Source organism: Neoaquamicrobium sediminum (assembly GCF_040970315.1).
GTDB classification, from domain to species: domain Bacteria; phylum Pseudomonadota; class Alphaproteobacteria; order Rhizobiales; family Rhizobiaceae; genus Aerobium; species Aerobium sediminum.
Genome location: NZ_JAZHFV010000002.1, coordinates 263,253 through 284,530, shown reverse-complemented (window position 1 = coordinate 284,530; position 21,278 = coordinate 263,253). Strand labels below are relative to the sequence as shown.

Below are 21,278 nucleotides of genomic sequence, written 5' to 3'. Positions count from 1 at the left end.
GTCCTGCCGGACATCTCCCCCACAAGGGGGGAGATCGGCAGCTTCACGCTCAGCGCTGCCTCTCCAACGCTGGAGATTGGCGAAAGATCGGCCGACGGCTGATCTCCCCCCTTGTGGGGGAGATGGCCGGCAGGCCAGAGGGGGGCAACGTGAAGAGGCAGCGTCGGCAAGCATCCGCCTATCCCCCGAAATGCCGCTTGAGCGCGTCGAAGCCGCCCTGGAAAACATTGGTGCCGATCCCCCCGACGAGGTCGTCGGCCACCTCGTCGGCGCACTCGAACTCGGCCGACCATTCGGCAAAGGTGCGGTCGCCATCCGTTATCGGGGTCAGCCGCAACGTCGCGACGTAATCGGTCAGCGGCATCGGTCCTTCGAGGATCGCGTAGGTGCAGAACATGTCGTAGTCCGACAGGCCGAGCAGCTTTTCGCGTAGGCGGTCGCCGTTCTGCAGCGTGAAATCGCGCACGCAGCCGACCTTGTCGGAAGGCTCGCCGTTTTCGATGCGGCTTTCGCGGATGCGGGGATGCCAGCGCGGCAGCGCGTTGAAATCCCTGATCCGCTCCCAAACCCTGGCGGGCGGCGCGTCGATGACAGTGGAGACGAATACCCTTGGCATTGCCGGCCCCTATTTCTTCGACCGCGAACCGGACGACGGTTTTCCGCCGCCATCGGACCCGCTGCCGCCACCGCTGGAGCCACCGTCACCTCCAGAGCGCTGCTGTTTCTGCACCTCACCGGCGATGCGCGTCAGGTCGGACGCCTCGCGGATCAGGCCGCCCTGCTTCGTCAGGTTGCCACCCTCGATGCCGATGTCGGCAAGCAGGCTGTCGACCAGCGGGGCCTGGACGCGATAGCGAAGCGCCGAGTTGATGACCTCGTCGGTCATGTTGGCCCGTTCGCCCCCGTGCCCGCCTGCGATGCCGTCGAGCTGCATGATGCGGATGTCCTGGATCTTCTCCAGCGGCTTGACGGAGGCCGAAACGATGCCCTCGACATGCTCCAGCAGCTTGCGGCGGAACAGCGAATGCCGGGCCGGATCGGACAGCACGTTTTCGGCCTCGTTGAGCAGCTTCTGCGCCTCGGCCTCGACCGCGCGGCGGACCTTCTCGGCCTCGGCGGCGATCTTTTCCTCCTGAGCGCGCTTCTCCGCCATCAGCACATCGACGCTCTTGCGACGGTTGGCCTCCTCGGTCTCGCGGGCGGTCTTGATCTGCTCCTCGGCCTCGGCCGCGCGGGCTCTGGCAATGTCGGCCTCGGCACGGGCAGCCGATTCCTCCAGCGATTTGCGGTAGAGCACGATGGCCTTTTCCATCTGCGCGCTCTCGATATTGCGCTCGCGCTCGACCTCCAGACGGCGCCGCTCCGTCTCGTGGCCGATGCGGGCCTCGTCGAGACCTCGCTCGGACGCGATGCGGGCGCGTTCGATCTCTTCTTTCGAAGCAATCTCGGCCTCGCGAAGCATCTGCAAGCGGGCGATCTCGAGCTGTTCCAGTGCCCGCTGGCGTTCGAGCTTGGCCGCGTCCAGCGCCTGCTGGCGTGCGATGTCGCTGCGCTCCACGTCGCGCTGCGCCAGGATCTCGGCCTGCCGCACCTTGGCGTCCGCTTCGGCACGTTCGCTCTTCCTGGCGGCGAGCTCGACGATGCGCCGTTCGCTGGCCTCCTCGACGATCCGCTCGCGTTCGATCTCGCGTTCGCGCGTCTCCTGTTCTGCAGATATACGCTCGAAGTCGAGCATCTTTCTCTGCGCGATGCGGGCGGCTTCGACCGCCTCGTCGGCCGCGACCTGCGCCTCGTCTAGCATCTGCCTGCGTTCGATGTCGCGCTCGCGCGTGCCGCGTTCGCTGTCGATGCGCTCGCGCTCGATCTTGGCTTCCACCTCGATGCGGGCACTTTCGATCAGCTCGCGTGCCGAGATGTCGGCCTGGTCGACGGCCCGGTTGCGGGCGATTTCGCGTTCGCGCGTTTCCTGCTCGTAGGCGATGCGTTCGGCCGCGATCTTCTTTTCGCGCGCGATGCGGGCTGCCTCCGTGGCCTGTCCCGCGGCGATCTCGGCTTCCTCCAGCGCCTTCTGCTTGCCGATCTCCAGCTCGCGGATCTTGCGGTCGGTCTCTATGCGCTCTTCGTGGGTGTTCGCAGCTTCGAGAATACGCAACTTCTCGGTCGCCTCGCGTGAGGCGATCTCCGCCTCTTCGATGGCGCGGCTGCGCTCGATCTCGCGCCGGCGGATGTCCTGCTCGGTCGTGATGCGGCTTTCGGCGACCGCACGCTCCTGTTCGATGCGCGCTTTCTCGGTCGACTCCTTTGCCGCGATCTCGGCCTGCTCGACTTCGCGCTGGCGTGAAATCTCGCGGGTCTGTGTTTCCTTTTCGTTGTCGATACGGGCTTCCTTGATCGCACGCTCCTGTGCGATGCGGGCCTTCTCGATCTCCTCGCGCGTGGTGATTTCGGCAGAGTCTATCGCGCGCTGGCGCTCGATCTCGCGCTGCCTGATCTCGCGCTCGGAGGCGATGCGGCTTTCGGCGATCGACTGTTCGTTGGCGATGCGCGCCCGCTCGATAGCCTCACGCGCGGTAATCTGCGCGCTTTCGGCCTCGGTGTCGCGTTCGGCGCGTTCGCGCGCGAGCTGGGCACGCTGGTGGGCGCGCCGGAACTCGACGTCGCGTTCCTGTTCCAGTCGCGCTTCTTCGCTGGCGCGCTCGATCTCGAGCGACTGCTTCTCCGCCTCGAGGTTGCGGGTACGGATCTGTATCATCGCACCCTGCTCGATGTCGTTGCGCAGCGTGCGGCGCTCCTCGATGTCCTTGATGAGCGCCGTCAGACCTTCGGCATCGAAGCGGTTCGAGGGGTTGAAATATTCGAGCGCGGTCTGGTCAATGTCGACGATGGCGACCGACTCCAGCTCCAGGCCGTTGCGGGACAGGTCTTCCTGCGCCGCCTCGCGAACGCGGCTGACATAGACCCCGCGCTGCTCGTGCATTTCGCCCATCGACATTTCGGCCGCGACCGCGCGCATGGCGCTTTCAAATTTGCCGACCAGCAGTTCGTGCAGGTTCTTGGCGTCCAGCGTTCGCCGGCCCAGCGTGGAGGCCGCAACCGACACCGCCTCGCGTGTCGGCCGCACCCGCACATAGAACTCCGCTTCCACATCGATGCGCATGCGGTCGCGGGTAATCAGGGCCTGGTCCTTGTTGCGGACGACCTCCAGCACCAGCGTGTTCATGCTGACCGGTGTTACGTCGTGGACGATGGGCCATACGAAGGCGCCGCCGTCGATCACAACCTTCTCGCCGAGGAAGCCGGTCCGCACGAAGGCTATCTCCTTCGTCGACCGGCGGTAGAGCCAGTTCATCACCCAGTAGATGATGGCGATGACTATGACGGCTGCGATGAGCCACAGGATGAGCTGGCCGATGATCTGTCCAGTCATTTTCGTCCCTCCCGCGAAGGTGCCGACGTGATGAATTCTATCGGCATGTCATTTTCCCTTGATCCGCTTGAACTGGCGGGTCTGCTCGGTAAGCGCGACTTCGGTCGGCAACCTCTCCATCGAGGAGGCTCCATAGAAGCCATGGCAATTGGCGGTGTTCTTCATGATGAAATCCGCGTCTTCGGGCATCGCGACCGGCCCGCCATGGGCAAGCACTATCGCGTCCCGATTGACCTTCAGTGCGGCCTCGGCCCAGGCATCGATCAGCGCCGGGCAGTCCTCCAGCTTCAGCGCAGTCTCGGCGCCGATGGAGCCGCCCGTCGTCAGACCCATATGGCACACGATGATGTCGGCACCCGCCCGCGCCATGGCCGCCGCCTCGTCCTCGTTGAAGACATAGGGCGTCGTCAGCATGTCGAGTGCGCGGGCCTTGGCGATCATGTCGACCTCGAGCCCGTAGGACATGCCGGTCTCTTCCAGATTGGCGCGGAAAGTGCCGTCGATGATGCCGACGGTCGGGAAGTTCTGGACACCGGAGAAACCCAGGCGCTTCAGCTCCGGCAGGAAGACATCCATCACACGGAATGGATCGGTACCGTTGACGCCGGCCAGCACGGGCGTGTGCTTCACCACCGGCAGCACCTCGCGCGCCATGTCAACGACGATCGCGTTGGAATCGCCATAGGCAAGCAGGCCCGCAAGCGAGCCGCGACCGGCCATGCGGTAGCGCCCGGAATTGTAGATGACGATGAGGTCGATGCCGCCTTCTTCCTCGCACTTGGCCGAAAGCCCCGTGCCGGCGCCGCCACCGATGATCGGCTCGCCTCGCGCGATCATCGCGCGGAATTTTTCCAGGATTTGCTGTCGCGGTATCGCCATGCTGCTACCTAACCTTTGCCCGTCGCTGCGGCCGCCCGCCGCCGTGCAGCATCCGGTAGGCCTTCACGATCTCGGCGGAGAATTCAGGGGCGTTGATGTGATGCGGCAGGCGGATGAGCTGCCGTGTCGAGGTCTGGCGCACCGTGCCTTCCAAAGCCGCGAACAACGCCTCGTCGGCCGCCGGGTCATGGAAGGGCTGGCCGGGCGCATCGAGCGCGGAAACACCGCCCTCCGGCAGGAAGAAGCGCACCGGCGCTTCCATCCGGTTCAACCGCTCGCCGATCCAGCGCCCCATGGCCGTGTTTTCCTGAGGCGTGGTGCGCATCAGGGTGATTTCCGGATTGTGCCGGTAGAGGTTGCGACTACGGAAGGCCTCCGGCACCGTCTCGAAAGCGCGGAAGTTCACCATGTCGAGCGCGCCGACCGAGCCGATATAGGGCATGCGCGCGCGGATCATCGCGCCGAAGCGGTCTTCCGTCGCCGGAAAGACACCCCCCACCAGCATGTCACAAACCTCGGTGGTGGTGACGTCGATCACGCCTTCGAGCTGGCCGGACTCGACCAGCTTCTCCATCGACTGACCACCGGTGCCAGTAGCGTGAAAGACGAGGCAGTCGTGGTCGCTTTCGAGTTCGGCCGCGATCTGGCGCACGCAGGCGGTGGTCACGCCGAACATGGTAAGCGCGACCGCAGGCCGATCGTCGCGCCCGGACTGCTGCTGCGTATCCCGGCGCGCCCGCACCATGCCGGCAAGCGCGTTGGCGCCGTTGGCCAGCACCTGCCGCGTGATCGAATTGAGGCCCTGAACGTCGGCAACCGAATGCATCATCGTGATGTCGGCCGGGCCGACATAACGCGAGACGTCGCCCGACGCGATGGTGGAGATGATGATCTTGGGCACGCCGACGGGCAACGCTCGCATGGCAGGCGCCACCATCGCCGTGCCGCCCGATCCGCCTGCCGCGATGATGCCGGCAATGCCCGACTGGCGGCGAATCCACCGTTCGAAGGCGAGCGTCATGCCAGCGACTGCCTCGCCACGATCGCTGGAGAAGACGCCGCTTGCCCCGCGCGGATGATAGGCCGCGATCTGATGGGCTGGAATCTCCGCGCCGGAATGACGGCCGGCAGTGGAAAGGTCGGCCATGCGCACGGGTAGCCCGGCTTCGCGGATGAGGTCGCGCATGAAGCGCAGTTCCTCGCCTTTCGTGTCCAGCGTGCCGGCAATGATCACCACCTGCTCGCCGGGCGTGGCGAGCGGCCGCAGTTCGGGAAGTCCTCGCGCTACCGCCGGCCCGGCTGTGCCGCTGACCGTACGTGCCGACTGAATGATCTGGCGGCGCGGCACCGGCTGCGACCAACGTGTGGGCACGATCGGATTGGAAAGGTAAATTTTCTGCGCGGTCGGCTGAACAGGAACTGGAGCGGCCTCGCCTTCCGTGTCCGCGGTGGCCTGGCGTCGCCCGTCGTCTTCGGAATGGCGGCCGACGCCCAGCAGTCGCTGCTGCAGATCGCGGTCTGTGGCGAGCTGGGCAGAATCGATCACGCGGTTGATGCGACCGTTGACCATGATGCCGACACGCTCGGCCACCGCCGTCGCCACGCCGATGTTCTGCTCGATGACGAGAACGTCGATGCCGTCCTCCTCGCCGATATGCAGCAGGATTTCCTCGACCTGATTGACGATGACCGGCGCGAGACCTTCCGTCGGCTCGTCCATCACGAGCAGCTTCGGATTGACCAGCAGGGCGCGCGCGATGGCCAGCATCTGCTGCTCGCCGCCCGAAAGCTGCCCGCCGCCATTGGTCTTCCGCTCTGCAAGGCGCGGGAAGGTCGAATAGACACGGTCGATGGTCCAGGCGCCGCTCCTGCCCGCGCCCACCATGCGCAGGTGTTCATCGACCGTGAGCGACCGCCAAAGGCGGCGCCCCTGAGGCACGTAGCCGATGCCGAGCTGCGCGATACGCGACGGGGTAAGACCGACCAGTTGCTGCCCGGCGAAGGTGATCGATCCGCTGGAAACGGGCACTAGGCCCATGATCGCGTTGCACAGGGTCGTCTTGCCCATGCCGTTGCGGCCGACAACCGAGACCACGCCGCTGTCGAGCGTCAGATCGACGCCCTGCAGGGCGTGCGAAGCGCCGTAATAGACGTTGAGCCCGCGTATCTCCAGCGTCGGCTGGCCTATGCGCCGTCTCTCCCCCTGGCGTTCAGCCATGGCCGCCTCCGAGGTAGAGTTCCTGCACCTCGGGATCGTTCTCGATCTCGCTAGGCAGGCCTTCCTTGAAGATGCGGCCGTTGTGCATCATCGAAACGCTTTCGGCGACACGCAGCGCCACATCCATGTCGTGTTCGATGATGATGAAGCCGATATGCCGCGGCAGGCTGGTCAGGATTGCCACAAGGTCGGCTCGCTCGGTCGGTGAAAGGCCGGCAGCAGGCTCGTCGAACAGGATGAAGCGCGGCGCACCGGCGAGCGCCAGCGCGATTTCGAGCTGCCGCTGCTGGCCGTAGGAAAGCTCGGCCACCAGCGTCTCGGCGACATCGCTCAGGTGCACGGCCTCGATGAGCTCGAAAGCCGACTGCATCAGCGCGTCATTGCGGCGTGGGCGCACCAGCGAGAAGCGGCCGCGCGAAACGCCCCGGCAGGCGAGGTAGACATTGTCGAGAACGGTGAGGCCGCCGAACAGCAGCGATATCTGGTAGGTGCGTCGCAACCCGCGGCGGATGCGTTCGTGTGCCGGAAAACGAGTCACGTCCTCGCCGAACAAGCGGATCGTGCCCGATGTGGGCAGGAAATCGCCGGTCACACAGTTGAACAGCGTCGTCTTGCCGGCACCGTTGGACCCCAGCACGCCGCGCCGTTCGCCGGGCTTGACGGTCAGCGTCACATCGGTCAGCGCCGCGAGTGCACCGAACATGCGGGTGACACCGCGCAGTTCCAGCGCATTGCCGCTGCCGGTCGCGTTCAGGAGATCGCCCACGCTGCGCGGTTCCACGGTGCTGGCGGCCGGGCTCATTGCGCGTCTCCGCCACGTGTCAGCGGATCACCTGCCTTGGCGCGGCGAGCGCGCCAGTGCTCCCACAGCCCGAGCACACCATCCGGCGACCAGTAGACGATGGCCAGGAAACCGAGGCCGATCAGCAGCTTGAAACGATCGCCCGAAAGACCGAGCGTCAGCAGGATGTCCGGCGCGAAAGTGCGTAGGACGACGTAGATCAGCGCCCCGATAAACGGGCCGATCGGCCGCTTCATGCCACCGACGACAGCGATGACGAGGATGTCGATGACCGCCGGCAAGCCTGCTGTGCCCGGCGATATCTGCGCGTTCTGCCAGGCCATCAGAATGCCGGCGACGGCGGCGATAGCGCCCGCAAACGTGTAGGCGAAGACGCGGTGCGCGAAAACGTTGAAGCCGAGGGCGGCCATGCGGCGGGGATTGTCGCGAACGCCCTGCAGGGCAAGCCCGAAGGGTGAGCGGGACACGTAGACCACGACGCAATAGGCGATGACCGCGCAGGCCAGCGACAGGTAATAGAATGGCACGGATTGGCGCCAGTTGATGCCGAACAGGTCCGGCGGGACCACGTTGGCAAAGCCGGTATAGCCGTTGAAGATCGTGTAGTTCTGACGCGTGAAATAGAAGAAGGCCGCCGCGATCGCGAGCGTGATCATGATCGTATAGATGCCCTCGGTACGCACCGCCAGCGCACCGATCATGGTGGCGAACGCGGCCGCTATGAAGATCGCTACCGGGATCGCCAGCCACCACGGCCAGTTGAGGCTGATGGTCTGGACGCCGCTGCTGCCGAGTATGGCGATCATGTAGCCGGCAAGGGCTGCGATCGACATCTGCGCGAGGCTGACCATGCCGCCATATCCGCCCAAAAACATCAGGCTGAGCGCGATCATGCCGAGGATGAACCCCCAGCCGAAGATCTGGAACAGGATGAAATCATTGGCAACGACCGGCATGAACAGAAGGATGACGCCGACGACCCACCATGAGACGGGCAACCCCTGGAGCCAGGCCGGCACGTCCGAGGCTTGCCCGGTCCTGGCCGCCCTCCTGCCTCTTTCAACGCTGGTCGGGTCCACTGCGGCCATGGCTCAGCGCCCGAGGAGGCCCTGCGGGCGAAATGCCAGCACGAGCGCCATGATGAGGAAGGTGAGAACGACCGAATAGGTCGGCGCGTAAACCGAGCCGAGCTGTTCGGCGAGGCCGATGAGCAGCGCGCCGAGCGCTGCCCCGAAGATCGATCCCATCCCGCCGACGATAACGACGACGAGCGAGGCAAGCAGGAAACGCATGTCCTCGCCGGCCGCGACCGACTGGAAGGTGCCGCCGACTATGCCTGCCATGCCGGCGAGACCCGCGCCGAAGGCAAAGACCAGCACGAAGACATACTGGATACGCACGCCAGAGGCGGCGAGCATGTCGCGGTCGTCGACACCTGCGCGGATCAGCATGCCGATGCGGGTGCGGTTGAGCGCCAGCCACATCAGCGCGCCGAGCACGATGGAAGCGACAAGAATGGCGATGCGTACTGCCGGGAATCTCAGATAGACGATCTCGCCATCGCCGCGTACGCCCGCGATCAGAGGCAGCGTCGTCGGTCCGCTGAGGAAATCGGGCGACAGTATCTGGTATGAATGGCTCCCCCAACGCCACAGCATCAGGTCCGCCAGCACGATCGAGATGCCGATCGTCACCAGCGTCTGGCGCAGGTCCTCGCCCTCCATCCGCCGGAAAACGACATATTGCAGGACGATGCCGAGCAGCGCCACGATGACGAAGGAAACGACGAAGGCTCCGAGCCACGATCCCGTCGCTTCCGCGAATTCGTAGCCGATATAGCCGCCCAGCAGATAGAGCGAACCATGCGCGAGGTTCACGTTCTTCATCAGGCCGAAGATGAGGGTGAAGCCGCTTGCCACGAGGAAATAGAGCGCGCCCAGCGTGATGCCGTTGAAAAGCGCATTGAGGAAGATCTGCTTGCGCCCGACCACCGCCTCCATGCCGGGCGGCCAGGGTGCCACCACGGCCCAGACGAACGCGGCGACGAGCACGGCAATGATTACCGTCCAGATAGGGTTGCGCTGGACAAAGCCGTTCAACCCGTCCTCCCGGACCGGTCTTCCGACAACGGTCGCACTCGACTGCCGATCATGCCGATACTCTCCTCCCTAGAGCCGCATCGCATCTGTTCGTCGTCAAGCTAAGCGCAAGATGCGCGATCGCGCATACCCGACAGTCTCTTGCTGTCGCCAATCATCGCCAAAACCGACTGCCGTCGACGGAAATGCTTCCGTCAGGCAACGCCGGCGAAATGAACGACGCGCCGATAGTCGCTCGGCGCGATGCCGGCATTGGCGATGAAAAAGCGCGTGAAACTCGCCTGAGAGGAGAAGCCGAGATCGAGACCTATATCGGTCACGGCGTCGTGCGAGGTTGTCAGACGCTGAAGCGCGCTCTCCATGCGCAGGGTGTTCAGGTAGATATTGGGTGTGATGCCCACCTGCTGGCGGAAGAGCTTGTAGAAGTGCGGCCGCGACAGGCCGGAGTCCTTGGCGATTTCGTCGAGGACGATGCGCTCGCTGACGCGATGCTGCATGAGCTTGACCGAGTTGCGCACGCGGAAGTCCCGCACGGGCGGCGCGCAGCGGGTGAAGGTCGCGCCTTCCGCGACCCACTGCCACGACTGGTCGAAGCAGGCCTGCGTCAGCTCGTAGAGATAGCCGGCGACGAAGCTGTCGTCCGCATCCTCAAGCATGGCGGACGATACCTGCAGCGACAGGCGGCAGATCTGTTCCGTCACATCGATCGGGCTGCGCCCGAAGCGCAGCGCGGCATTGGCCTGGCGGCTCGCCTCGAGAAACCAGAACGGCTTTATGTACAGAGTGAGAAAGAGCGACGGCTCATCATGATCCAGCGACATGTAGTTGTGCGGCTGCCATGGGCTGATTGCTACAGCCTGCCCGCCGGACAGTGGATAGACGTCTTCATCGATCCTGATGGACGCGGCGGGGCCCTGGATGTGAAAGATCAGATGGCCTTCCCTGTGTGCATGCAGGGCCAGCGAACGATCAAGATTGTACAGCGCCACGCGACCAAATGGCCCGTGATGCACTGCCAACGCGGTGCTCATGCTCCTCCCTTTCCGCAATTTTTCGGGATGCGGATTTTTTCTTTCACTGTAATCCAGCCTGCGGCCGAGTCCAGCCCCCATGACGCAACGTCAGAAAGACGGCTCATAATGCGGCCTGCAGCATGGAAAGATAGTCGTGTGCGCCGGCATGGCGGGGGTTCGTACGGTTGGCGTAATCCGCGGCTGCCAATGTCGCGGCGCGCGGCAGGTCACCGCCAATCACGCCGATGTCGCCGAGACGCGCCGGCAGCGCGATGCGCTCGCGCAGCCGCATGATGGCGTCCGCAAGGCTGGCACGGGCCGGAAGCCGGAACTCGCGCTTGATGTCCTCGTAGCGGTCGGCCACGGCCGGTGCGTTGAACTCCAGCACCAGCGGAAGAAGCACAGCATTGGTGGCGCCATGATCGAGCGTACCGGACACGACGCCGCTCAGCGCGTGGCTCATCGCATGAACGCCACCGAGCCCCTTCTGGTTGGCCAGCGCCCCATTGAGCGCCGCCGCCATCATCTCGCGGCGGGCGTTGAGATCGCTACCGTCGGCGACGGCGCGCTCCAGATGGGCAATCGCCCGGCGTAGTCCGTCCCGTGCGATGCCATCTGCCGGTGGGTTGTACGCGGTGGAAATATAGGTCTCGAGGCAGTGGGTCAGAGCGTCCATGCCGGCAGCGGCCGTATCGCCGGCAGGCAAATCAAGCGTCAGCGTCGGATCGCATATCACTACGCGCGGCGTCAGGAACTGGCTAACAAACGAAACATTGGAACCGTCGCGAAGGGAAACGACAGCGATGCCGACGGTTTCGGCGCAGGAGCCCGCGATTGTCGGTATCGCGATCATTGGCGGGATGATGTCGAGGATGCGCGGCCTGCCGCCTTCCGTGCCGGCATAGTTTCGCAAAGCGCCATCATGGCTCACGCGCAGCGCGACGGCCTTCGTCAGGTTGAAAGCGGCCGCGCCGCCGAACGCAATCAGGCCATCCGCCTCGCAATCGAGATAGAGGTTCGCGGCCTCGGCACAGGCCTCTTCCGTTGCCCGGCAGCATCCGCTTTCGTAGACAGTTGGGGAAACCGGCCGCGGCACGGCTGCGAGCAGCCGATCCAGCACATTGCGCCGCGAGGTGCCATTGTCTGAAACGATCATCGGCCGACACAGACCGAGCCGCTCCAGTTCGGCCTCGAGCGCGTCCTCCAGGACGTTCTCCGCGAAATGAATCTTGGTCACGTAGCTGATGAGCGACATGGCAACGCGCTCCGCCGGGCGACGGCGCGGTGAGTGTCGTCCGCCCTGCTGAATGAATCTGTCCGATGAGAGCCGACGGGCAGGGATCGAACCCTGCCCGTCCGCATTCGCGTTACGGATTCAACGCCGCGCAATCCGGCGTATCGCGGGAAGGAAGGCCGATAGCATCGAACTCCTCCTTGGTCATGCCGAGCTTCTGGTCGACATTGTCGACCTTGGCCTTGAACGTGTTGTAGAGTTCGCCGTCGTCGCCTTCGACCACTTCGGTGATGAACACCGAGCCGATAGCCTGACGATTCTCGTCGAGCTTTATGTGGCCGTTCGGCGTATCCATCTCCACCGCCGAAAGGGCGGCGTGGAAGTTCGCCTGGTCATCGTCGAGTTCGCCGTCGATCGCCTCAAGCGCCATCAGCGCACCCATGGTCGAGTTGTAGTAGTTGGTGGCAAACAGCGACGGCGTGGGCAACCCGTCCGGGAACGCTTCCTGATAGGCCTTCACATAAGCCTGCCAGTTCTCGTCCTGCCAATCGTCCGCCTGAACGCCGGAGCTGGGCGTGCCGATCAGCGCTTCCTTGGCGCGCCCGCGCGCGGTCAGAACCGTCTGGTCGACCATGATCGTGCCGCCGATGATGTTGGTATCGCCGCCGGCCTGCTCGTACTGGTTCAGGAAGTTGATGGCGTCCGTGCCGCCGACACCGAGATAGATGGCATCGACGTCATAAGGCAGAGCCGCGATGATCGACGCGAAGTCGCCACTGCCCAGTGGCAGCCAGAAGCGCTCCACGATCTCGCCGCCGGCCTTACAGAAGTCGACCGCAAAGCCCATGAAGTTGGTGTAGCCGAACGAATAGTCGGCGGCGATGGTGGCGACCTTCTTCCAGCCCTTTTCGTTGACGACATAACTGCCAAGGCCATAGCCCCACTGCGCGCCATCCGGATGGAAGCGGAAGAAATTCGGCGCCGGATCGACATAGGTCGTTTCAAGCGCGCCCGACGCGGCATTGATGATCGTCTTGCCGGGGATGGTCTTTGCGTAGTCGCGCAGCGCCAGGCCTTCGGAGCCCGACAACGGCCCGATGATGAAATCCACCTGGTCCTGCTCGATGAGCTTTCGGGCCTCGCGCACCGCGCGATCAGGCGTAGCGTCGGTCGGGCCGAGCACCCATTCGATCTTCTTGCCGTTGATCTCGCCGTTGAACTTCTTCAGCGCGAGCTCGAAACCACGGATGCCGTCATTGCCGGGCTCGGTGAAAACGCCTTCCTGCGGCGCCATCAGACCAATCTTGATCGTGTCGTCCTGTGCCAATGCCGCGGCGGGCGCGAGGATCGCGAGCGCTGCGACAGTACTGATGAGTTTCAGTTTCATGCTTTCGGTCCTCCCTTGCGGGCCAGCGCGGTATTCCTCCCGTTACGTCTGTTGCGCGGCCGTGCTGTGACAACACCACGTTAGGCAACACGCGACCGCGCGCTGATCCCCCGGTGTTCCGACTTATATCCGAGCGTCTGATTTTTGGCCGTCGTAAGACCGCGGCGAGACCTCGATCTCTCACAGCGCTGCAACGCAAGCGGTTATTAAGCCTTTTTCTTCATAACGCGAAAATGAATTGTCGCTATATTTGGAAGCGACTATCCTGTTCTCGGCATAAATGGGGCTTAGGGCAGAAATGAAACTGATTGCAGGTATCGCACTCGCGTCAGCTATAGCTATCGGCGCGCCACTAACTGCAGAAGCAGCGACGATCGTCGCCAAGGTCGACATCTCGACCCAGACCATGACGGTGCTGCATGGCGGCAAGGTCAAATATCGCTGGAAGGTCTCGACCGCCCGCGCGGGCAAGGTGACGCCGTCGGGGACCTGGTCGGCCAAGTGGCTTTCGAAGAACCATCGGTCCAGCCGCTACAACAACGCGCCGATGCCGTACTCGATCTTCTACAATGGCAATTACGCCGTGCACGGCACCGACCAGATCAGCCGGCTTGGCCGACCGGCGTCTTCAGGCTGCATTCGCCTTCATCCGGAAAATGCCAGGGTGCTGTTCGAGATGACTCGGCGCGAAGGCCTGAAGAACACGCGTATCGTCGTGCAGCGCTGACGCCGCCTACTCCGCGCCGGCGATCTTCTCGGGGTCGAAATCTGGCTGGCTGGCCTCTTCGGTCGGCTGGCTCGGAAAGCCTTCCGGCCCTGACACGTCCTTGACGTCGCGCGCAATCTCCAGCGGGCTCGACGCGTAGGCAGCCGTCAGCGACGCCACCGATGTCAGCGCGTGCGTGTGAATCCGCTCGTAGCCGTGAGAGGCATCGATGCCGAACGCAATCAGCGCGGTGCGCACGTCATGGCCCGCCTCGATGGCCGAGGCTGAATCCGACCGATAATAGCGGAACACGTCCTTCTGGAACGGGATGTCCTCCTCGCGGCATAGATCGACCAGCTTCTTCGTCAGGTGATAGTCGAAGGGACCGGCCTGATCGGCCATGGCGATCGTGACGCCGAACTCGGATGAATTCTGGCCGGGGGCTGTCGTGCCGTTATCGATCGTCACCATCGATGCTATCTCCGAGGTAACGATAGCGGCAGCGCCCACACCCACCTCTTCAGCGATGGTGAAGAGGAAATGCACGTCAACAGGCGTCGTGACGTTTTCCCGTTCCAGCGACTCCAGTGCCGCCAGCGCGATGGCGACGCCGGCCTTGTCATCCAGATGGCGCGAATTGATGAAGCCGTTGTCGAGGAATTCAGCACCGGTGTCGAAGGCGACGAAATCGCCAACATCGATGCCCATCGCGCGCGTCTCGGCGCGCGACTGTGTCACCGCATCAATGCGCAGCTCGACATTGGGCCAGCCGATTGGCAGCGTATCGACATCGTCGTTGAACGTGTGACCGGACGCCTTCAGCGGCAGAACGGTTCCACGGAAACTACCCTGCTCGCTGTAGAGCGTGACGCGACCGCCTTCTGCGAACCGCGCCGACCAGTGACCGATCGGCACCAATTCCAACCGGCCGTTGTCCTTCACAAGCTTGACCTGCGCGCCAAGCGTGTCGAGGTGGGCGACGATGGCGCGGGCGCCCTTGCGCCGGCTTCCCTGACGCACCGCGCGGATCGCACCGCGCCGGGTCAGTTCCGGTTTAAGACCAAGGCGCTCCAGTTCCTGCGAGCAGTAGTGGACGACCTGATCCGTGTAGCCGGTGGGGCTGTCGATCTCCAAAAGCGCCTTGAGTTGCGCTAGCAGATAAGCTTCGTCGATTGCCATTAGAGCTTGCCGAGTGCCTGTGCAGCAGCCCTGTGTCCCGAGAGAGGGAATAGCAGATCGAGGAAGCGCTCCGCCGTCGGCTGTGGTTCGTGGTTGGCAAGGCCCGGCCGTTCGTTTGCCTCGATGAAAACGTAGTCCGGCTCGCTGGGCGAACGCACCATGAAATCGATACCCACGACAGGGATGTCGATCGCGCGCGCGGCCGCCACCGCCGCCTCGACCAGGCGTGGATGAACGATGCCGGTGACGTCGTGGATGGAGCCGCCCGTATGCAGATTCGCCGTTTTCCTCACGACGATATCCTCGCCTTTCTTTGGCACGGAGTCCAGTGTGAGGCCCGCAGCGGCAAGGCAGCGTTCCGTCTCCGCATCGACCGGGATGCGACTTTCACCGCCGGTGGCGGCGGCGCGGCGGCGCGACTGGCTTTCGATCAGGCTGCGTATCTTTTGCCTTCCATCGCCCACAATGCGTGGCGGACGGCGCACCGCTGCCGCGACCAATTTGAAGTCGATGACGACAAGCCTCAGATCCTCGCCCGCAAAGCAGGCCTCGACGAGAACGCGGTCGCAAATCTCGTGGGCGGCTGCGATGGCACGCTCGATATCTTCCAGCGTTTCGAGCCCGACGGCGACACCCCTGCCCTGCTCTCCGCGCGCCGGCTTCACGACCACGCTGCCATGCTTCTTGAGGAAGGTCTTCAGCGATTTAGTGTCGCCTTCGGCCACCATCTGCTCCGGTACGACAAGGCCGGCATTCTCGACCACGCGGCGGGTCACCGCCTTGTCGTCGCAGATGGACATGGCCACGCCCGAGGTCAGTTCCGACAAGCTTTCGCGGCAATGAACCGACCGACCGCCTTGCGACAGCCGGAAGAAACCGCCCTCTGCATCGGTGATCTCCACATGAACGCCACGACGCCGCGCCTCGTCGACGATCAGTCGGGCGTAGGGATTGAGCGCATCGTATTCCGCGAGCGGGCTCGAATAGAGCTTCTCGTTGATGGGGTTCTTGCGCTTGACGGCGAAAACCGGCACGCGCCGAAAGCCGAGCTTCTCGTAAAGGGCGATCGCCTGATCGTTGTCGTGCAGCACCGACAGGTCCATGTAGGCCGCGCCGCGCGCCGAAAAGTGCTCGGCCAGCCGGCGAACGAGCATCTCTCCGATGCCGGGATGACGCGCCTGCGGGTCGACGGCCAGACACCAGAGCGACGAACCGTTTTCCGGATCGGAAAATGCACGGCCATGATCGATACCGGTCACCGTGCCTATGATTTCGCCGGATGCTTCGTCCTCGGCGACGAAATAGGTGATGGCGCGATTGTCGCGGTTCGACCAGAAGAAATCGGGCCGCACCGGCACCATACCGCGCGCGGCATAAATGCGGTTCACGGCGCGGGCGTCGGATTCGGAAGAAAGCCGCCGCACGAAGAAGCCGCGCGGCTGGCGCCTGCTCGACCGATAGGTTGCGAGCTCAAGGCGGAACGTATGAGACGGGTCGAGAAAGACCTCCTGCGGTGCCGCCGCGAGCAGCACATGCGGGTCCCGTACATAAAAGGCGATGTCGCGCCGCTCCGGCCCTTCCTTGCGCATCGCCTCGATCAGGTCTTCGGGTTCCCCGAATGTCTGGGCGAACAGAAGCCTGCCCCAACCGCAATCGACCGAGGCGTTTTCCTCCCGCGCCTCGGTCTCAGCGTCCGAAAGCCCCATCGGGGGCTTCATCGATTCGGCGCGCAATCGCTTGAGCCGGTGCGCAAGCGCCTTGTCCGACCGACTGCGCGGCTGTCGATCGTCGCCCCCGGGGTTCTTGGCCATTCCACTATACCCCATGGGTCTGCATCCAGAGTTCTAGGAGCCCAACCTGCCAGAGTTCGGATCCCTGCAGTGGCGTGATGTGGTCGGACGGATTGGCAAACAGCGTTTCCAGATAATCCTCCCGGAAAATCCCGCGCTCCCTTGCGACCCGCGACGTCAGGGCGTCCCGCACCATGTCCAGATAGGGGCCGTCGACATATTTGAGCTGCGGAACCGGGAAATAGCCCTTCTTGCGGTCGATCACCTCGTGCGGCACCACCAGGCGGGCGGCATCCTTCAGCACACCCTTGCCATTGTCGCGCAGCTTCTCCTCGGGCGGCACCTTGGCAGCCAGTTCAACCAGTTCGTGGTCGAGGAACGGAACACGTGCCTCCAGTCCCCAGGCCATCGTCATGTTGTCGACGCGCTTGACCGGATCGTCGACCAGCATGACCTGGCTGTCGAGCCGAAGCGCGGCATCCACGGGCGTATCCGCACCGCCTCGCAGCAGATGTTCGGCCACGAGTTGACGGCTGGCATCCTCGTCGACGAGCCAATCCGGATTCACGTGGCGCGACATCGTCTCGTGCGAGCGGTCGAAGAACACGCGCGCATAATCTCCAACGACATCGTTGGATGCGGCCAGCGGCGGGTACCAGTGATAGCCGCCGAAAACCTCGTCGGCACCCTGCCCCGACTGCACGACCTTGATGTGCTTCGAGACCTCCTGCGACAGCAGGTAGAAGCCGACGTTGTCGTAGGAAACCATCGGTTCCGACATGGCGGCAAAGACGCCCGGAAGCGCCTCCATCAAGCGCTCGGACGGCACGAAAATCTTGTGATGGTCGGTTTCGAAGTGCTTGGCGATCAGATCGGAATAGACGAACTCGTCGCCCTTCTCGCCATTGGCTTCCTCGAAGCCCACCGAAAAGGTCATCAAGCCATGCTGACCCTGCTCGGCCAGCAGGCCGACAATCATGCTCGAATCGACGCCGCCCGAAAGCAGCACGCCGACAGGAACGTCAGCGACCATGCGGCGCTTCACCGCCGTACGCAGCGAATCCAGGACAAGGTCACGCCAGTCCTGTGACGACAGGCCCGACATCGACGGATCGCGCTCGTGGGGCGGCGACCAGTAGACGGTGTCGGTTTTGCGTCCGTCGGGCTCGATCACGCGGATCGTGGCCGGCGGCAGCTTGCGCACGCCGTTGATGATCGTGCGCGGCGGCGGCACGACGGCGTGGAAGGAGAGGTAGTGGTGCAGCGCATGGCGGTCGATCGAGGTGTCGACCTCGCCGCCTTTCAGGAGCGCCGGCAGCGAAGAGGCAAAACGCACCGAATGCGGCGTTTCGGCCAGGTAGAGCGGCTTGATGCCGAAGCGGTCCCGGGCCATCACGGCGCGCCCCGTGTCGCGTTCGTGGATCACGAAGGCAAACATGCCGTGGAAGCGATTCACGCACTCCTTGCCCCATGCATGCCACGCCTTGAGGATGACCTCGGTGTCGCCGTGGGAGAAAAAGCGGTAGCCCTTCTGCTCCAGTTCCTGGCGAAGCTCCGGATAATTATAGATGCATCCGTTGAAGGCGATGGTCATGCCAAGCTCGGCATCGACCATCGGCTGGCGGGCCTTTTCGGTCAGGTCGATGATCTTAAGCCGGCGATGGGCAAGGGCTGCATTCCCGTGCATCACGAGGCCGCTTCCATCCGGTCCACGTGGTGCCAGCGCCTCCATCATCCTGGTCTGGGCGAGTGTCGATGGCTGGGCGCCGTCGAAGCGTACTTCTCCGCAAATTCCACACACGGTTGGGGCAAAACCTCCGTTTGTCGTTTCCACACAGCGGTTTCACCGGGCAAGCCGAAACCGGCCCCCGTCCGTGACCCGCCTGCTTGCCAACGTGACGTTGCGGATATGGTTCCAATAAAATTTCAGATGGTTGCGCGAGATCAACGCGTCGGATCCGGAATCGGCTCAAAAGCCCATGAAACGTCGCTTTCGCGGCGTGGCAATTTGCCCGACCGGGCGACATGGACGCATCTGGCCGCAACGACTATTTTCCGGCCGAAATTTCAGGAAGGCGACATGAACTACCAGCGGTTTTTCGAAGAAGCGATCGACCAGCTCCATGCGGAGCGGCGCTATCGGGTGTTTGCTGATCTGGAGAGGATCGTCGGTTCGTTCCCCAAGGCGATCTGGCGCGCAAATGGCGACGCCCGCGAAATCACCGTGTGGTGTTCCAACGATTATCTCGGCATGGGACAGCATCCGCAGGTTATCGCCGCCTCCCAGGATGCGGCCGGGTCGATGGGTTCGGGCGCCGGCGGCACGCGCAACATTTCCGGCACCAACCACCCGCTGGTCGAGCTGGAACTGGAACTGGCCGACCTGCACGACAAAGACGCCGCGCTGGTCTTTACGTCGGGCTTCATTTCCAACGAGGCGTCGATCTCCACGATCGGCAGACTGCTGCCGAACTGCCTGATCCTCTCAGACGAGCTCAACCACGCTTCGATGATCGAGGGCGTGCGCCGTTCCGGCGCGGAGAAGAAGATTTTCCGCCACAACGATCTTGCGCATCTCGAAAGCCTGCTCGAGCAGGCCGGCCGCGAGCGCGCCAAGCTGATTGTCTTCGAGAGCGTCTATTCGATGGACGGTGACATCGCTCCGATCGAGGCGATTGCCGATCTCGCCGACAAATACAACGCCATGACCTATATCGACGAAGTACATGCCGTTGGCATGTACGGCGCCCGCGGCGGCGGCATTACCGAGCGTGACGGGCTGGCGCACCGCATCGACGTGATCGAAGGTACGCTTGCCAAGGCTTTTGGCGCGCTCGGCGGCTACATCACCGGCACCCGCGAGGTGATCGACGCCGTCCGCTCCTATGCGCCAGGGTTTATCTTCACTACTGCGCTGCCGCCTTCGATCGCGGCGGCGGCGACCGCCTCGATCCGCCACCTGAAGACGTCGCAGGCAGAGCGCGACGCGCAGCAGCGACAGGCCCGGCACACCAAGGACGTGCTGTCGTCCGCCAGCCTGCCGGTAATGCCGTCGGAGACGCATATCGTGCCCGTGCTGGTCGGCGATCCGGAGCTGTGCAAGATGGCCAGCGACCGCCTGCTCGCCAAGCATGGCATCTACATCCAGCCCATCAACTATCCGACGGTGCCGCGCGGCACGGAGCGCCTTCGCATCACCCCGACGCCGTGCCACGACGACGCGCTGATCGGCACGCTGAAGGATGCGCTGGTGGAAACCTGGACCGCGCTCGGCATACCGTTCCGCGATGAGACGCAACCGCAGGAACCTGTGCGTTCCGACCGCATCGTGCCGCTGGTGGTTGCCAAGTCCGGCGGTTGAGCCGGCCGGTCAGCGCGCCTCGATCCAGCGGGCGAGCCTTTCCGCCGCTTCCTCGACCTCGTCGAGCCGGCGGTGGAAACAGAAGCGGAAGTAGCTTTCGCCGCCCACACCAAACGCCGTGCCGGGCGCCAGTCCGACATTAGCCCGATCGATGATATCGAACGCCGCGGCCGTGGTATCTTCCGCGCCGTCGATTTTGAAGAAGGCGTAGAACGCGCCTGCGGGCGGCGAAAGCTCGACACGTCCCGTGGACCGCAGCCTGTCGCACACGATGTCGCGCGCGGCCCGCGCCCGTTCTACCTGCTCCGCGATGAACGCATCGCCCTCGTCGAGTGCCGCGACCGCGCCTTTCTGCAGAAAGGCCGGGACGCCCGAAATCGAATACTGCATCAGGTTCTCGAAGACCTGCTGCAGTTCGGGATGTATCTTCAGCCAGCCGACGCGCCAGCCCGTCATCGCCCAGTTCTTGGAGAAGCTGTTGACGAAGATGATGCGGTCGTCCGGTTCCATCACGTCGATGAAGGACGGTGCGCGCGTACCGCCATAATAGAACAGCGAATAAATCTCGTCGGCGACGATCCAGAGACCGCGTTCACGCGCCAGATCGAGAATCGAAGCGAGTGTTTCCCGATCGGCGGTCCAACCGGTTGGATTGGACGGCGTGTTGACGAAGATGGCCCTGGTGGACGGTGTGATCGCGGCTGCGATCTTTTCGACGTCGCAGGTCCATCCATTTGCTGATGCATCAAGTACGACCGGCACCGGCGTGGCGCCTGCAATTCCCGCCGCAGCGGCGAAGTTCGGCCATGCCGGAGAAAGGTAGATAACCTCGTCGCCATGGCCCGCAACGGCGTCGAGCGCGAGTTGGATCGCATGCATGCCGCCATTCGTCGCGATGAACTCCTCGGGTGCGAACGTGCGGCCGAAGTGGCGACCGTAATAGCGCGCCAGTGCCGCGCGCAGTTCCGGGATACCGCGTTGCCAGGTATAGAACGTTTCGCCGGCGGCAAGTGAGGAGGCAGCCGCATCCGAGATAAATGCAGGCGTTGGCAGATCGCCTTCGCCGGCCCAGAGCGGGATCAACCCCTCCTTGCCCCGACCATGACTCATGACTGCGACGATGCCGCTTTCGGGTGCCCGTTGCGCCTCGGCTCGAAGATGGGAAAGCTGGTTCACGCTATGC

At 63.8% G+C, this 21,278-nt stretch carries 16 protein-coding genes; 2 read left to right on the top strand and 14 right to left on the bottom strand.

From position 1 onward, the window contains the following. Window positions 1–178: 178 nt before the first annotated feature. From V1479_RS06725 to V1479_RS06680, 10 genes are all read right to left on the bottom strand, one after another. Window positions 179–616, bottom strand: a complete 438-nt coding sequence (locus tag V1479_RS06725) for an SRPBCC family protein (protein ID WP_368802235.1) — start codon at window positions 614–616, stop codon at window positions 179–181. Between the two features lie 9 nt (window positions 617–625). Continuing rightward, a complete protein-coding gene (locus tag V1479_RS06720; protein ID WP_368802234.1) occupies window positions 626–3,427 on the bottom strand; it encodes a flotillin domain-containing protein in 2,802 nt (933 codons plus the stop codon). A gap of 48 nt (window positions 3,428–3,475) precedes the next feature. Further along, complete coding sequence (locus V1479_RS06715) at window positions 3,476–4,306, bottom strand: phosphoenolpyruvate hydrolase family protein (RefSeq protein WP_368802233.1); 831 nt, start codon at window positions 4,304–4,306, stop codon at window positions 3,476–3,478. A 4-nt stretch (window positions 4,307–4,310) separates the two neighbouring features. Next, window positions 4,311–6,524, bottom strand: coding sequence for an ABC transporter permease (locus tag V1479_RS06710; RefSeq protein ID WP_368802232.1), 2,214 nt, complete (start codon window positions 6,522–6,524; stop codon window positions 4,311–4,313). Next, a complete protein-coding gene (locus V1479_RS06705; protein WP_173187079.1) occupies window positions 6,517–7,326 on the bottom strand; it encodes an ABC transporter ATP-binding protein in 810 nt (269 codons plus the stop codon). Before V1479_RS06705 ends, V1479_RS06710 begins: the two co-directional genes overlap by 8 nt. Beyond that, window positions 7,323–8,414, bottom strand: a complete 1,092-nt coding sequence (locus tag V1479_RS06700) for a branched-chain amino acid ABC transporter permease (RefSeq protein ID WP_368802231.1) — start codon at window positions 8,412–8,414, stop codon at window positions 7,323–7,325. Before V1479_RS06700 ends, V1479_RS06705 begins: the two co-directional genes overlap by 4 nt. A 3-nt stretch (window positions 8,415–8,417) precedes the next feature. After that, window positions 8,418–9,425, bottom strand: coding sequence for a branched-chain amino acid ABC transporter permease (locus V1479_RS06695; RefSeq protein WP_173187083.1), 1,008 nt, complete (start codon window positions 9,423–9,425; stop codon window positions 8,418–8,420). Between the two features lie 194 nt (window positions 9,426–9,619). Then, window positions 9,620–10,456, bottom strand: a complete 837-nt coding sequence (locus V1479_RS06690; RefSeq protein WP_173187085.1) for an AraC family transcriptional regulator — start codon at window positions 10,454–10,456, stop codon at window positions 9,620–9,622. A gap of 103 nt (window positions 10,457–10,559) precedes the next feature. Beyond that, entirely contained in the window at window positions 10,560–11,693 is a 1,134-nt protein-coding gene (locus tag V1479_RS06685) for an iron-containing alcohol dehydrogenase (protein WP_368802230.1), read from the bottom strand. A 112-nt stretch (window positions 11,694–11,805) separates the two neighbouring features. Continuing rightward, on the bottom strand, window positions 11,806–13,059 hold the full coding sequence (locus tag V1479_RS06680; protein ID WP_368802229.1) for an ABC transporter substrate-binding protein: 1,254 nt from the start codon (window positions 13,057–13,059) through the stop codon (window positions 11,806–11,808). Window positions 13,060–13,357: 298 nt separating this feature from the next. Between V1479_RS06680 and V1479_RS06675 the strand changes: the two genes are divergently transcribed. Next, entirely contained in the window at window positions 13,358–13,786 is a 429-nt protein-coding gene (locus V1479_RS06675) for a L,D-transpeptidase (RefSeq protein ID WP_368802228.1), read from the top strand. Between the two features lie 6 nt (window positions 13,787–13,792). Here V1479_RS06675 and V1479_RS06670 read toward each other — a convergent pair whose 3' ends face one another. The 3 genes from V1479_RS06670 to V1479_RS06660 are packed head-to-tail and all read right to left on the bottom strand — an operon-like array spanning window position 13,793 to window position 18,535. Further along, a complete protein-coding gene (locus V1479_RS06670; protein ID WP_173187095.1) occupies window positions 13,793–14,944 on the bottom strand; it encodes an osmoprotectant NAGGN system M42 family peptidase in 1,152 nt (383 codons plus the stop codon). Then, window positions 14,944–16,755 (bottom strand): N-acetylglutaminylglutamine synthetase, encoded by a 1,812-nt coding sequence (ngg, locus tag V1479_RS06665; protein WP_368802227.1) that lies wholly within the window; start codon window positions 16,753–16,755, stop codon window positions 14,944–14,946. The genes V1479_RS06670 and ngg overlap by 1 nt, the downstream gene beginning before the upstream one ends. 4 nt (window positions 16,756–16,759) lie before the next feature. Continuing rightward, entirely contained in the window at window positions 16,760–18,535 is a 1,776-nt protein-coding gene (locus V1479_RS06660; protein ID WP_368802226.1) for an N-acetylglutaminylglutamine amidotransferase, read from the bottom strand. A gap of 279 nt (window positions 18,536–18,814) precedes the next feature. Between V1479_RS06660 and hemA the strand changes: the two genes are divergently transcribed. Continuing rightward, window positions 18,815–20,095 (top strand): 5-aminolevulinate synthase, encoded by a 1,281-nt coding sequence (gene hemA, locus V1479_RS06655; RefSeq protein ID WP_368802225.1) that lies wholly within the window; start codon window positions 18,815–18,817, stop codon window positions 20,093–20,095. Window positions 20,096–20,104: 9 nt separating this feature from the next. Here the strand turns inward: hemA and V1479_RS06650 are convergent, their stop codons facing one another. Next, window positions 20,105–21,271, bottom strand: coding sequence for a pyridoxal phosphate-dependent aminotransferase (locus tag V1479_RS06650; RefSeq protein ID WP_368802224.1), 1,167 nt, complete (start codon window positions 21,269–21,271; stop codon window positions 20,105–20,107). Window positions 21,272–21,278: the final 7 nt, after the last annotated feature.

Coding starts and splice junctions, on each gene's coding strand:
- V1479_RS06670 (WP_173187095.1), bottom strand. CDS start 14,944: ATGGCAATCGACGAAGCTTATCTGCTAGCGCAACTCAAGGCGCTTTTG.
- V1479_RS06690 (WP_173187085.1), bottom strand. CDS start 10,456: ATGAGCACCGCGTTGGCAGTGCATCACGGGCCATTTGGTCGCGTGGCG.
- V1479_RS06720 (WP_368802234.1), bottom strand. CDS start 3,427: ATGACTGGACAGATCATCGGCCAGCTCATCCTGTGGCTCATCGCAGCC.
- V1479_RS06685 (WP_368802230.1), bottom strand. CDS start 11,693: ATGTCGCTCATCAGCTACGTGACCAAGATTCATTTCGCGGAGAACGTC.
- ngg (WP_368802227.1), bottom strand. CDS start 16,755: ATGGCCAAGAACCCCGGGGGCGACGATCGACAGCCGCGCAGTCGGTCG.
- V1479_RS06675 (WP_368802228.1), top strand. CDS start 13,358: ATGAAACTGATTGCAGGTATCGCACTCGCGTCAGCTATAGCTATCGGC.
- V1479_RS06710 (WP_368802232.1), bottom strand. CDS start 6,524: ATGGCTGAACGCCAGGGGGAGAGACGGCGCATAGGCCAGCCGACGCTG.
- V1479_RS06705 (WP_173187079.1), bottom strand. CDS start 7,326: ATGAGCCCGGCCGCCAGCACCGTGGAACCGCGCAGCGTGGGCGATCTC.
- V1479_RS06725 (WP_368802235.1), bottom strand. CDS start 616: ATGCCAAGGGTATTCGTCTCCACTGTCATCGACGCGCCGCCCGCCAGG.
- hemA (WP_368802225.1), top strand. CDS start 18,815: ATGAACTACCAGCGGTTTTTCGAAGAAGCGATCGACCAGCTCCATGCG.
- V1479_RS06700 (WP_368802231.1), bottom strand. CDS start 8,414: ATGGCCGCAGTGGACCCGACCAGCGTTGAAAGAGGCAGGAGGGCGGCC.
- V1479_RS06715 (WP_368802233.1), bottom strand. CDS start 4,306: ATGGCGATACCGCGACAGCAAATCCTGGAAAAATTCCGCGCGATGATC.
- V1479_RS06680 (WP_368802229.1), bottom strand. CDS start 13,059: ATGAAACTGAAACTCATCAGTACTGTCGCAGCGCTCGCGATCCTCGCG.